This window comes from Sphaerisporangium sp. NBC_01403 (assembly GCF_045040145.1).
GTDB classification, from domain to species: Bacteria; Actinomycetota; Actinomycetes; order Streptosporangiales; family Streptosporangiaceae; genus Sphaerisporangium; species Sphaerisporangium viridialbum.
This window is the reverse complement of sequence record NZ_CP109534.1, coordinates 1,730,357-1,743,204: the sequence shown is the minus strand read 5'-3', so window position 1 is coordinate 1,743,204 and position 12,848 is coordinate 1,730,357. Positions and strand designations below refer to the sequence as shown.

Annotated in this window: 9 protein-coding genes; 7 read left to right on the top strand and 2 right to left on the bottom strand. The window is 71.6% G+C overall.

Features of this window, described 5'->3' with window-relative positions; all coding sequences use genetic code 11:
* Window positions 1-17: 17 nt before the first annotated feature.
* The 7 genes from OG589_RS07510 to OG589_RS07480 all read left to right on the top strand — a co-directional run bounded on the left by OG589_RS07510 (window position 18) and on the right by OG589_RS07480 (window position 10,792).
* Window positions 18-2,996 carry a carbohydrate binding domain-containing protein gene (locus OG589_RS07510; protein WP_405147382.1) on the top strand — a complete coding sequence of 993 codons (2,979 nt, stop codon included), beginning with the start codon at window positions 18-20 and terminating at the stop codon, window positions 2,994-2,996.
* A 167-nt stretch (window positions 2,997-3,163) separates the two neighbouring features.
* Window positions 3,164-4,375: an ROK family protein gene (locus tag OG589_RS07505; RefSeq protein ID WP_405147380.1), complete on the top strand. Its 1,212-nt coding sequence runs from the start codon at window positions 3,164-3,166 to the stop codon at window positions 4,373-4,375.
* Between the two features lie 2 nt (window positions 4,376-4,377).
* Window positions 4,378-5,301, top strand: coding sequence for a carbohydrate ABC transporter permease (locus OG589_RS07500; protein WP_405147378.1), 924 nt, complete (start codon window positions 4,378-4,380; stop codon window positions 5,299-5,301).
* On the top strand, window positions 5,294-6,100 hold the full coding sequence (locus OG589_RS07495; RefSeq protein WP_405147377.1) for a carbohydrate ABC transporter permease: 807 nt from the start codon (window positions 5,294-5,296) through the stop codon (window positions 6,098-6,100). Before OG589_RS07500 ends, OG589_RS07495 begins: the two co-directional genes overlap by 8 nt.
* Before the next feature lie 19 nt (window positions 6,101-6,119).
* On the top strand, window positions 6,120-7,385 hold the full coding sequence (locus tag OG589_RS07490) for an ABC transporter substrate-binding protein (RefSeq protein ID WP_405147376.1): 1,266 nt from the start codon (window positions 6,120-6,122) through the stop codon (window positions 7,383-7,385).
* Window positions 7,386-7,424: 39 nt separating this feature from the next.
* Window positions 7,425-8,591, top strand: coding sequence for a glycoside hydrolase family 15 protein (locus tag OG589_RS07485; RefSeq protein WP_405147375.1), 1,167 nt, complete (start codon window positions 7,425-7,427; stop codon window positions 8,589-8,591).
* Entirely contained in the window at window positions 8,588-10,792 is a 2,205-nt protein-coding gene (locus OG589_RS07480; RefSeq protein ID WP_405147374.1) for a TIM-barrel domain-containing protein, read from the top strand. Before OG589_RS07485 ends, OG589_RS07480 begins: the two co-directional genes overlap by 4 nt.
* A gap of 12 nt (window positions 10,793-10,804) precedes the next feature.
* On the opposite strand, the gene OG589_RS07475 is transcribed toward OG589_RS07480, so the two are convergent.
* Window positions 10,805-11,413, bottom strand: coding sequence for a DUF305 domain-containing protein (locus tag OG589_RS07475; RefSeq protein ID WP_405147372.1), 609 nt, complete (start codon window positions 11,411-11,413; stop codon window positions 10,805-10,807).
* 99 nt (window positions 11,414-11,512) lie between these two features.
* Complete coding sequence (locus OG589_RS07470) at window positions 11,513-12,817, bottom strand: DUF1996 domain-containing protein (RefSeq protein WP_405147371.1); 1,305 nt, start codon at window positions 12,815-12,817, stop codon at window positions 11,513-11,515.
* Between the last annotated feature and the right edge of the window lie 31 nt (window positions 12,818-12,848).

Below are 12,848 nucleotides of genomic sequence, written 5' to 3'. Positions count from 1 at the left end.
GTCCGGAGACCCACCACATGCGATCCTACAAACCCCTCTTCGCCGCGGCGTTATGCCTGGTCACGGCCGCCGTGGTCCCCATCGGCACCGCGAAGGCCGAAAACGGCGCCACCGTCTTCTACAAGACCGGCTGGACCGCCACCAACATCCACTACGGCATCGGCGGCACCTGGACCACCGTCCCGGGGGTGGCCATGGACGCCGCCTGCGCCGGGTGGGTCAAGAAGACCGTCGGCCTCGGCACCGCGGGCACATTCCAGGCGACGTTCAACAACGGCTCGGGCACCTGGGACAACAACAACGGCGCCAACTACACCCTGGGCGCCGGAACCGTCACCGTGAACAACCGCGTGATCGGCTCCGGGGACCCCTGCGCCACCTCCACCCCGTCCCCCTCGCCGACCGCCGGCAACGAGGCCGTCGTCTACTACTACAAGAAGACCAAGGGCTGGACCTCGGCGAACATCCACTACCAGCCCACCGGCGGGTCCTGGACCAGCGTGCCTGGCGTGGCCATGAACGAGGCCTCGTGCGCCGACTGGGCCAAGAAGACCATCGCCCTCGGGTCCGCCCCCGGCCTCAAGGCGGCCTTCAACAACGGCGCCGGGACGTGGGACAACAACAACGGCGCCGACTTCTCCATCGGGCTCGGCCGCACCACCGTCAAGGACGGCGTCGTACGGGCCGACGCTCCCGAGCCGTGCGTGCCGGAGCCGCCCGACACGACCCCGCCGACGGTGCCGGGAGGGCTCGCGGTCACGGCCTCGGGAACCACCGCCACGCTGACCTGGACCGCGTCCACCGACAACGTGGGCGTGACGGGCTACGAGATCAGCCGGGCGAAGGGCACCGGCACCCCCGTGGTGCTCCCGGCAGGCGGCACCTCCTACAGCGACGCCCGTCTCGACGCGCAGACCACCTACACCTACAAGGTCAGGGCGCTCGACGCGGCGGGCAACGCCTCCGCGTACGGCGCCTCCGTCTCGGTGAAGACGGGCGACGCCCCTCCGGCGCCGACCCAGGGCACCCCGCTCGGGGGCGACCCGCGCGAGGACTCGATCTACTTCGTCATGACCGCGCGGTTCGCCGACGGCGACTCCTCCAACAACCGCGGCGGCAGCCAGAACATCCGGTCGGGCAACGCCGCGAACAACGACCCCATGTTCCGCGGCGACTTCAAGGGCCTGATCGACAAGCTGGACTACGTCAAGGGGCTGGGCTTCTCCGCGATCTGGATCACCCCGGTCGTGCTCAACCGGTCAGACTACGACTTCCACGGCTACCACGGATGGGACTTCTACCGGGTCGACACCCGGCTGGAGACGCCGGGGGCCACCTACCAGGACCTGATCAACAAGGCGCACGCCAAGGGCATCAAGATCTTCCAGGACGTGGTGTACAACCACAGCTCCCGCTGGGGCGCCAAGGGCCTGTTCACCCCCACGGTGTACGGCAGGCGCGACGACCAGTGGCGGTGGATGTACAGCAAGCAGGAGGCGGGCCGCGAGTACGACCCCATGGTGGAGAACCAGGGCGACGACCCTGAGCTGACCCCGGCGCAGAAGGAGCTGGCTAAGGGCAGGCCCTACAACGGCGACCTGTGGTCCACGGCCGAGCCCGCGGGCAACACCTGCCGCGACTGGGGCAAGCCCACTCAGTACTACAGCCCCGAGGGCTTCACCATCTACAACTGCCAGTGGCCGAGCCCGACCTCGGGCATGCTCCCCGCCAAGTACTACCACCAGTGCTGGATCGGCAACTGGGAGGGGGCGGACTCCAAGAGCTGCTGGCTGCACGAGGACCTGGCCGACTTCAACACCGAGGACGCCGACGTCCAGAACTACCTGATCGACGCCTACAACCGCTTCATCGACATGGGCGTCGACGGCTTCCGCGTCGACACCGCCGTGCACATCTCGCGCCTCATGTGGAACCGCCGCTTCCTGCCCGCGCTCCAGAAGCACGCGGTGGAGAAGCACGGGGAGAAGGGCAGGGACTTCTACGTCTTCGGCGAGGTCGCGGCGTTCGTCAACGACAAGTGGAACCACGGCTCCGTCAACCACTCGCCGCAGTTCTACACCTGGAAGGAGCGCAAGGAGTTCGACCCGGACGACGCCAAGGCCGTGGTCGAGCAGTACGACTACGAGAACCTGATGGGGCCGGCGGGCCAGCCGACCAGCGACAACGCCTTCCTGCGGGGCAACGCCTACCACGCCCCCGACCACTCGAAGTTCTCCGGCATGAACGTCATCGACATGCGCATGCACCAGAACTTCGGCGACGCGGGCAACGCGTTCCGCAACGGGAAGGACTCCGACGACAGCTACAACGACGCGACGTACAACACCGTCTACGTCGACTCGCACGACTTCGGGCCGAACAAGTCCAACGTCCGCTACACCGGCGGCACCGACGCCTGGGCCGAGAACATGAGCCTGATGTGGACCTTCCGCGGCATCCCGACCCTGTACTACGGCTCGGAGATCGAGTTCCAGAAGGGCAGGCCGATCGACTGCGGCCCCACCTGCCCGCTGGCCACGACCGGCCGCGCCTACTACGGCGACAAGCTCGCGGGTACGGTCACCGCGAGCGACTTCGGCGTGGTGTCCTCGGCCACCGGCGCCGTCGCGGACACGCTGAACCAGCCGCTGGTCAAGCACCTACAGCGGCTCAACCAGATCCGCAGGGCGATCCCCGCGCTCCAGAAGGGCCAGTACTCCACCGAGGGCGTGTCCGGGGGCATGGCCTACAAGCGGCGCTTCACCAGCGGGAGCGTCGACAGCTTCGTGCTGGTCACGGTGTCCGAGGGCGCGACCTTCAACGGGATCCCGAACGGCACCTACACCGACGCGGTGACCGGTGACGTCAGGACCGTCACCGACGGGACGCTGTCGATCGCCCTGACCGGCAAGGGCAACATGCGGGCCTACGTCCTCACGCTGCCCGGCAACCCCGCCCCCGGCAAGATCGGCGCCGCCGGGCCGTACCTCAAGTAGCGGCGGAAGCGGTCAGGAACCCCGGAACGGCGGGGGCGTGTGCGCGCCCTCGCCGTTCCGGCTTCTCACCGGGCGGTGAACCGATCTGTGCGGGGGTCTTGACGCCGCCCGCTCCGGAGCCCTACCTTCACTTCTAAATTTACTCCCAAAGAAAGTACCCCCCGCCGATGGCCGTTCATCGTTACAGCACGGACCGCGGTGACCTGACGCGCACCGCGATCCTCGCCCTGCTGGGCACCGTCGGGCCGCTGAGCAGGACCGAGATCGCCCGCAGGCTGAACCTCAGCCCGGCCACGGTCACCCAGCTCACCCGCGAGCTCATGGGGCACGGCATGCTGGAGGAGCTGGAGCTGGAGCGCTCCAAGGGCGGCCGTCCCGCGCAGAAGCTCGGCCTGGTCGGCAGCGCCGGGCGGGCCCTCGGCGTCAAGGTGATGACCGACCACATCGTGATCGTCGACGTACGGCTGGACGGCGAGGTGCTCGGCTCGTGGGAGCGGCCGATCGACACGGCCGCCCCGACCGCCCTGGACGACCTCGCGGACTCCGTCGCGGCGGCGGTGGCGCGCACCTCGGCCGAGACGGGCCCGCCGCTGCTCGGCATCGGTGTCGGCGTGCCCGGCAGCGTGGAGGACCAGGCCGTCGGCACGGTCGACGCGCCCACGCTGGGCTGGCAGGCCATGCCCGTCGGGCAGCGGCTGCGACGCCGCCTCGACCTGCCGGTGCTGGTCGAGAACGACGTGAACGCCCTGGCCGCCGCCGAGAGGCTGTACGGCAGGGGCCGCACGCACGGCGACTTCCTCGTCGTCACGATCGGCCGGGGCATCGGCGCGGCCATCGTCACCGACGGGCGCGTCTACCGGGGAGCGAGGGGCGGCGCGGGCGAGTTCGGCCACGTGCCGGTCGACGCCTCCGGCCCGGTCTGCGGATGCGGCACGCCGGGGTGCCTTGAGGCGCTGACCGGCGCGGCCGGGCTGATCGCCTCGGCCCGCGCGCGAGGCCTCACCGTGACGACCGTGGACGAGCTCGGACGTGCCGCCACAGCGGGCGACACCGCCGCGCTGGAGGTGTTCGCCGAGGCCGGCGCGACCCTCGGCAGGGCCGCCGCCGGCCTGATCAACGTGGTGGACCCCGAGGTCGTCGTGATGCTCGGCGAGGGCACGGCCGACTGGCCGTTCTGGAGCACCGGCTTCGAGCGGGCGATCCGCGCCCACCTGCTTCCCGGCCGCCGTGACATCTCGGTCGAGGTCGAGAGCTGGGACGACACGAGCTGGGCCCAGGGCGCCGCCGCGCTGGTGCTGGCGACGCCGTTCGACGCCGCCGGGGCGGCGGGCGAGCAGGGACGGCTCGTCCGCGCCCGCCTGATCGGGGCCACCACATGACCATGACCGCCGCCAGGCCGGAGGCCGCCGCCGCGCCCGCCCGCCGCGCCCCGAGGCGCCGCCTGCGCTACGCGGGCACCGTGGCGCTGTTCCTGCTGCCGAGCGCCGTACCGCTCACGCTGTTCACGCTCGTGCCGATGGCCGCCTCGTTCTGGACGAGCCTGCACGAGTGGAACCTCATCACCCCGATGGAGTGGGTGGGGTTCGGCAACTACGCCGAACTGCTCGGCGACGAGGGCACCCGCGCGGCGTTCCTGCACACGCTCGCCTTCATCGCCGGCTACCTCCCGCTGGTGTACGCCGGGGGCCTCGGGCTGGCGGTGCTGCTGAACCGGGCGATGGCGGGCCGGAACCTCTTCCGCGCGATCTACTTCCTGCCCGTCATCACGAGCTGGGTCGTCGTCGCGCTGCTGTGGAAGTGGCTGCTGAACCCCGCGGGCGGCATCGTGAACTGGGCGCTCGGGCTGCTCGGCGTGCACGGCCCCGGCTGGTGGACCGACCCGGCGTGGGCGATGCCGTCGATCATCCTCGCCTCGGCGTGGAAGGACCTCGGCTTCGTGATGATCATCCTGCTGGCCGGGCTGCAGGCGATCCCGAAGGAGTACCACGACGCCGCGAGCGTCGACGGCGCGACGGGCCTCGCGAGGTTCCGCTACGTCACCCTCCCCCTGCTGTCCCCCTCGACGTTCTTCGTCGTCGTGATCTCGCTGATCAACGGCTTCCAGGTGTTCGACCAGGTGCACGTCATGACCCGGGGCGGGCCCGGCGGGGCCACCCAGGTGGTGGTCGAGCAGGTCTACGACCTCACCTTCAGGTACGGCAGGGCGGGCGCCGCCTCGGCGCTGTCCTGGCTGCTGTTCGCCGTCGTCCTGCTGGTGACCCAGCTCCAGGTCCGCGCGCAGAGGCGGTGGGTGCACTATGGCTAGGTATCTCAGGTACCTGGTGGTGGTCGCCGGGGCACTGGTCATGCTGTTCCCGTTCGCGTGGGCGGTCGTCACCTCGTTCACCCCAGACGGGGCCCTGCTCAGCACTCCCCCGGACTTCACTCCCGACAACGCCGGGCTGGACGCCTACCGCCGGCTGCTGGAGACGCTGCCGTTCTGGCGGATCCTGCTCAACAGCGCCTGGATCGGCGCGGCCTCGACCCTGCTGCAGCTCGTCACCAGCGCGATGGCCGCGTACGCCTTCGCCCGGCTGCCCTTCCCCGGGCGGGGCGCGCTGTTCGCGGTCTACCTGGCCACGCTGATGGTGCCGCTGCAGGTGCTGGTCGTGCCGCTGTTCATCGAGATGCGCGCCTTCAACCTCGTCGACACCTACTTCGCGATCCTGGCCCCGAGCATCGCCTCGGCGTTCGGCGTCTTCCTGCTGCGGCAGGCCATCGCCCAGGTGCCGAGGGAGTTCGACGAGGCGGCGGTGCTCGACGGGGCCGGGCACCTGCGCATCTTCGTCCACGTGGTGCTGCCGCTGATCAGGCCGGCGCTCGCGACCTTCACGGTCTTCGGGTTCATGGCGAGCTGGAACAGCTACCTATGGCCACTGGTGATCATCAGGTCACCGGAGTTCATGACCATCCCGCTCGGCCTGGCCTCGCTGCACGGCCAGTTCACCACCGAGTGGAACGTCGTCATGGCCGGCTCGGTGATCAGCGTGGTCCCGATCCTCATCCTCTACGTCTTCGCCCAGAAGCACGTCATCGCCAGCGTCGCCCAGTCAGGCCTCAAGTAGGACCCCCCAGGAGAACCACATGTCCAGAATCACGAAGGCCGCGGCCACGGCCCTGGTCGCCGGCCTGCTCGCCACCGCCTGCGCGCAGGGCTCGGCCACCAAGGGCGCCGAGAGCACGCCCGGCGGCAAGGTGACCGTGCGCTACTTCACCTTCTCCGCCGCCCCCGACCACGTCAAAGACCTCGACACGATCGTCGCGGCCTTCGAGAAGGAGAACCCCGGCGTCGACGTCGTGGTCGAGACCGCGCCCTACGACGAGTACTTCACCAAGCTCCAGACCAGCATTGCCGGGGGCACCGCGCCCGACGCGTTCGAGCTGAACTACGAGAACTTCGTGACCTACGCCGCCGCGGGCTCGCTGCTCGACCTCGGCACCGTGGCCGGCGACACCGACGACTCGGTGTACGCGCCGGAGTCGCTGGCCGCGTTCAAGCACGACGGCAAGCAGTACGCCCTGCCCGCGTCCTTCTCCACGGTCGTCCTGATCTACAACAAGGACCTGTTCAAGAAGGCCGGGGTCGCCGAGCCGACGGCCGACTGGACCTGGGCCGACGAGCAGGCCGCCGCCCAGAAGCTCACCGACAAGGGCAAGAAGGTGTACGGCGACTTCCAGCCGGTGCAGTTCTTCGAGTTCTACAAGACGCTCAAGCAGGCGGGCGGCGAGTTCCTGTCGGCGGACGGCACGAAGGCCACGTTCGACAGCCCCGCGGGCGAGAAGGCCGCCACCTGGCTGGTGAACAAGGTCGGCAAGACCATGCCCACCGAGGCCGAGATCGGCGGCACCGCGGACTACGACACCAACCTGTTCAAGTCGGGCAAGCTCGCGATGTGGCACAACGGCATCTGGCAGTTCGCCGGCCTCAAGGACGTGCCGTTCGGCTGGGACGTCGTCGTGGAACCGGGTGACACCACCAAGGCCAGCGCCGTGTTCCACAACGCGGTCGCGGCCTCGGCGACGACCCGGCACGGCAAGGAGGCGTGGGCCTGGGCCCGCTTCCTCAGCTCCTCCGGCACCGCGGCCACCACCAGGATCGCGTCGTCGTGGGAGCTGCCGCCCGTCTCCGACCAGGCGGTGCTGGCCGGCTACCTCAAGGACCCGGTGCCGGCCAACCGCCAGGCCGTGTTCGACTCGCTCAAGTCCATCGCGCTGCCGCCCGTCATCAAGCGCCAGCAGGAGATGCAGGACGTGGTGACCAAGGAGCTGAGCAACGCCGCCGCCGGGCGCGCGAGCGTGAAGGACGCCCTCGCCACGGCCGCCGCGAAGGTCGACGAGCTGCTCCGCTAGGCGCCCGCCCGTACCCCATCAAGCAGGAGATCTGACCCAGTGACTGCAGGACGCGACGTGACCCGGGCCGGGCTTTCCCAGCTCGTCTCGCGCAGCATCGACGTGATCGGCACGCATCAGTCGCCCTCGGGGGCGTACCCGGCGTGTCCCGGCTTCTCCGCCTACAGCGGCTACTCGTGGCTGCGCGACGGCGCCTTCATCGCGGAGGGGATGAGCCGCAGCGACCAGGCCGAGGGGCCGACCAGGTTCCACGCCTGGAGCGCGCGGGTGGTCGGCGCCCGGGCCGGGCAGGTCGCCTCGCTCGTCGAGCGGGCGGCGCGCGGCGAGGCCGTCTCCCCGGCCGAGATGCTGCCGACCCGGTTCACGCTGGACGGCGAGGACGGCACCGACGAGTGGTGGGACCACCAGCTCGACGGCTACGGCGCCTGGATGTGGGCGCTCGCCCGCCACGTCGAGCGGCACGGCGCCGACGTCCCCGGCGCTGAGCATGCCGTACGGGTCGCGACGCGCTACCTCACCGCGTTCTGGGACCGGCCCTGCTACGACTGGTGGGAGGAGCACGTCGAGCGGCGGCACGTGTCGACGCTCGGCGCGATCCACGCGGGCCTGCGGGCCGCGATCTCCCTCGGCGTGCTCGACGCGGCGTCGTCCGAGGCCGCCGCCGAGGCGGTCCAGGGCATCGCCGCGCTGGTGGAGGCCGAGGGCGTCGCCCGCGCCGAGGACACCACCGGCGGCACCGGGCGGCCGGAGAGCACGACGCGGGGCCACCTGACCAAGTGGCTCGGCACGGACGCGGTGGACGCGAGCCTGCTCGCCTGCGTCCACCCGTTCGGGCTGTACCCGCCCGGCCACCCGGTGGCGGTGGCCACGGTGGCCGAGGTCGAGCGGCGGCTCGCCCGGGAGGGCGGCGTCCACCGCTACCTCGCCGACACCTTCTACGGCGGCGGCCGGTGGATCCTGCTGTCGGGCTTCCTCGGTCTGAACCACGCGCGCGCGGGCCGCCCCGGGGAGGCCATGCGCTACCTCGAATGGATGGCCGCCCAGGCGAGCGCGGACGGCGAGCTGCCCGAGCAGGTCTCCACCGTCCTGCTCGCCCCCGAGCGGCGCGAGGAGTGGGTCGAGCGCTGGGGGCCGGTCGCCACCCCGCTGCTCTGGTCGCACGGGATGTACCTGATGCTCGCCGACGAACTGGGAGTGAAGCCATGATCCGCCATCGGCCCACGGGTTCCGGGCACCCCTACGCCACGACGGAGGACCAGCGGGTGCCGGCGTTCCCGGTCGACGGGGACGCGCTGGAGCTGCGGGTCAGGGCGGCTCCCTCGGTGCGGTCGGTGGCGTGCGAGTGGACCGTCGACGGCGGCCCGCCCGTCGTGCTCGACCTGGCCCCCGTACGCGCCGCCGCCGGCGGGGACGCGGGGGGCGGTCACCTCGCGGCGGCCCAGGCGCGGGCCGCCCGGGGGCCGGGCTCGTGGGCGGCGCGCACCCCGCCCCTGCGGGCCGGGCACCGCTACTCCTACCGCTTCCGCGCGACCTCAGGCGACGACGGGCGTACCACCCGGACGACCCGGTGGTTCGAGGTGACGGCGGCGGCGTGGAGCGAGAGCGGCGGCACGCTGACCGTCGAGGGCACCGACCGCGTCATTCCTGGCAGCGTCGCGTGGCTGACCGGCGGCGAGGGCGTGCGGCGGGTGCGGTTCGAGCTCGCGCTGGCCGAGGGCGAGCACGTCGTGGGCTTCGGCGAGCGCTACGACGCCGTCGACCAGCGCGGGCGCGCGCTCGACGCGGTGGTGTTCGAGCAGTACAAGGGGCAGGGCGGGCACGGCCGCACGTACCTGCCGATGCCGTTCGCGCTGGTGGTCGGCGGCGAGGGCTCCTGGGGACTCCACGTGGCCACCTCGGCGCGCACCTGGTACGACGTCGGCGCGTCCACGCCCGGCCGCCTGCGGGTGGAGGCGGAGGTCCAGGGGCCGGAGCTGGCGCTGCGGCTCTACGACGGCGACCCCGTCAAGGTGCTCGGCGCCTTCCTCGCCGACGTGGGCCTGCCCTCCGAGCTGCCGCCCTGGGTGTTCCGGCTCTGGGCCAGCGGCAACGAGTGGAACACCCAGGAACGGGTGCTCGCCGAGCTGGACCGCCACCGCGACCTGGACATCCCCGTGGGGGCGGTGGTCATCGAGGCGTGGAGCGACGAGTCGACGTTCACGGCCTTCCGCGGGGCGCGGTACGAGCCCGGCGAGGAGCCGCACCGGCTGGCCGACTTCCGCTTCCCCGCCGACGGGCCGTGGCCCGACCCCAAGGGCATGGTCGACGAGCTGCACGCGCGTGACGTCAAGGTGCTGCTCTGGCAGATCCCCCTCATGAAAATGCGGCCGCACCCGTCGGGCCAGGCGGCGGTCGACGCCGCCGCGGCGCTCCGGCGGGGCCTGGTGGTGCGGGAGGCGGACGGCCGGCCGTACCGGAACAGGGGCTGGTGGTTCCCGCTCGCGCTCATGCCCGACCTCAGCTCGGCCGAGGTGCGCGACTGGTGGACGGCCAGGCGGCGCTACCTCGCCGAGGAGGTGGGCGTCGACGGGTTCAAGACCGACGGCGGCGAGCACGCGTGGGGCCACGACCTGCGCTACGCCGACGGCCGCAGGGGCGCGGACGGCAACGGGCTGTTCCCGGTGCACTACGCCCGCGCGTTCGGCGACCTGCTGCGCTCGTGCGGCAAGGCGCCGGTGACGTTCAGCCGGGCGGGGTTCGCCGGGTCGCAGCCGCACGGCGCGTTCTGGGCGGGCGACGAGGACTCGACGTGGGAGGCGTACCGCTCCTCGGTGATCGCCGGGATCACCGCGTCGGCCTGCGGCATCGTCTACTGGGGGTGGGACCTCGCGGGGTTCTCCGGCGAGGTGCCCTCGGCCGAGCTGTACCTGCGGGCGGCGGGGACGTCGGCGTTCATGCCGATCATGCAGTACCACTCGGAGTTCAACCACCACCGCTCCCCGTCGCGTGACCGCACCCCGTGGAACATCGCCGAGCGCTCGGGCGACGAGCGGGTCCTGCCGGTGTTCAGGAGGTTCGCGCACCTGCGCGAGCGGCTCGTGCCCTATCTGGCCGAGCAGGCGCGGGTCGCGGTGGCGGGCGGGCCGCCGCTGATGCGCGGCCTGTTCTTCGACCACCCCGCCGACCCGCTGATCTGGCGCTACCCACTGCAGTACAAGCTCGGCGACGCCCTGCTGGTGGTGCCGGTCGTCGAACCCGGCGCCACGGAGGTGCGCGCGTACGTGCCCGCGGGCGAGTGGGTCGACGTCTGGACGGGCGCGCCGGTGAGCGGATCGCGGGAGCTCACGCTGCCGGCTCCGATCGACCGCCCGCCGGTCCTGTGCGCGGCGGCGGACTGGCCCCGGCTGTCGCCGGTCTTCGCCACCTGACGCCGGGAGGTCTCAGCCGGCGAGCCGGTCGAGGTCGGCGAGCTGGGACGACCTGGTCTTCTCCATGGCGGCGGCGAGGGTCCTGGTGTCCTCGCTGGTGCCCGAGCGCTGCTCGCCCTGGGCCACCACCACCGACTGCATCAGGTGCTCGCGAAGGTGCTCGGTGACCAGGCGGTCGAACGCGGCGCCCGAGGTGCGGCCGATGGCGCCGAGCTCCTCGGGGGTCACCATGCCGGGCATGTTGTGCCCCTGGTGGGGGTTGGTCTCCGGTACGCCCGAGCGCAGCAGGAGCTGGCGGAGCTTCACCAGCTCGGTGCGGTGGGCCGTGCTGATCCGGGCGGCCAGCCGCTTCATGTCCGGGTCGGGCGACTTGTCCGGCACGAGGGCCAGCATGCGCAGGGCCAGCTCGTCCATCGGGATCATCAGCTCGACCCAGGCGACGTCGGTGGGGCCGAAGTCCCCCGCGGCCGTGAGGGCCGCGGGGGAAGGGGCGGTGGCCTGGCCACCCGGCGCCGCCGAGGGACGCGGGACCGGCGCGGTGGCGGCGCACCCCATGGTGAGCGACGCGGCGAGCACGACGGCGGCCGTGGCGGGCCGCGCGAGGAAGGCTCCTGCTCTCATGCCGGGTCCTCTCGACTGGTGGTGCCCCAGGGGCGAGGCGGCGGATTCGGCGTAGCCGCACTCCCCGCCCCTGGGAGTTCTTTCGCGGGAACCTGTGGCCTACGGGTGGCCGTCGGCTCCGCACTTGATGATCGGACGGATGCAGTCGTTCACACGGCGCGCCATCTCGGCCTCGGGCCAGGCGTTGAAGAAGTCGCCGTGCATGGTGAACCCCGCCCCCGACGCGAGCCGGAAGTGCGACGGGTCACCGGTGACCGGGTACCGCAGGACCTGGCGCAGCTTCGGCACCGGAACCGGGTGGGTGGCGGGGCAGGTGCCGTTGACCGGGTAGGCCATGTGGCTCTTGTGGTCCGCCGAGTCCAGGTCCCTGCCGTTCCAGCACTGCGGGAAGTCGAGGTAGGACTCCAGCATGGTGCCGGCCGGGCAGTTGACGAAGTCCTTGCCGGGGTTCACCTCGCCCGCGTGCAGGCACGACCAGCGGGAGATGGTGGTGGCGTCCGGAGCGGTGGCCTTGGCGTTGCCCGCCACGATGCGCAGGCCGAAGGGCAGGGGCTGCGTCCGCGCGACGACGTCGTTGTTCACGCCCTCGCCCAGGTAGTAGAACGTGGTGATGACCGGCTCGACGGGGACGTTGTCCTTGTAGAAGGTGGGCACCCAGTACGCCGACTTGTCGACGGCCGGGTTGCAGTTGCTGTTGGCGTTCTGCAGGCTGGTGACCGTGCTGCTCGCGTTGGTCGTCGTGCTGCCGAAGAAGCTGTGCATGTGGGAGGCGCCCGGCAGGCCCGGGAAGATGATCGGGTCGTCGGGCAGCCGGTGGCTGAACGGGCAGTCCGCGAGGAACTCCGCGACGCGCACGACGTTGCCGGGCGGCGGCGAGGGCGGCGGGGCGCCGCCGGTGCCGAACACCTGGAACTCCCAGAGCGAGACGCCCCACTGGGTGGCGCGCTTGGTGGTCTGCAACCTGACGTAACGGCCGGTGCCCGAGACCGCGAGCGTCTGGTTGCCGCCGGTGGAACCGGTCACGGTCTTGATCGTCGTCCACGCGCTGCCGTTCGCGGACGTCTGGATCGTGTAGTCGGTGGCGTACGCGTTCTCCCAGTTCAGCACCACCTGGCTGACCGTGGCGGACGCGCCGAGGTCGACCTGCAGCCACTGGGGGTCACTCGCGGCGCTCGACCAGCGGGTGCCGCCGTTGCCGTCGAAGGCGGCGGAGGCGGGGGTGCCCGCGTTCTCGGTGGAGGAGGCGGTGGCCGTCCTGCCCTGCGAGATCAGGGCGTCGGCCGCGCTGGCCGGTGAGGCGGCGGTCACGATGGACCCGCCGAGCAGCGCCACCAGGGCGCCGACCAGCATGGCCGTACGCGAGCGCCGCAGCCGGATACGGGGTGGGGGGATGTCCCGCTCCATGAAGGGAGTCTCCTTTGTTAGGAGGGTCCGG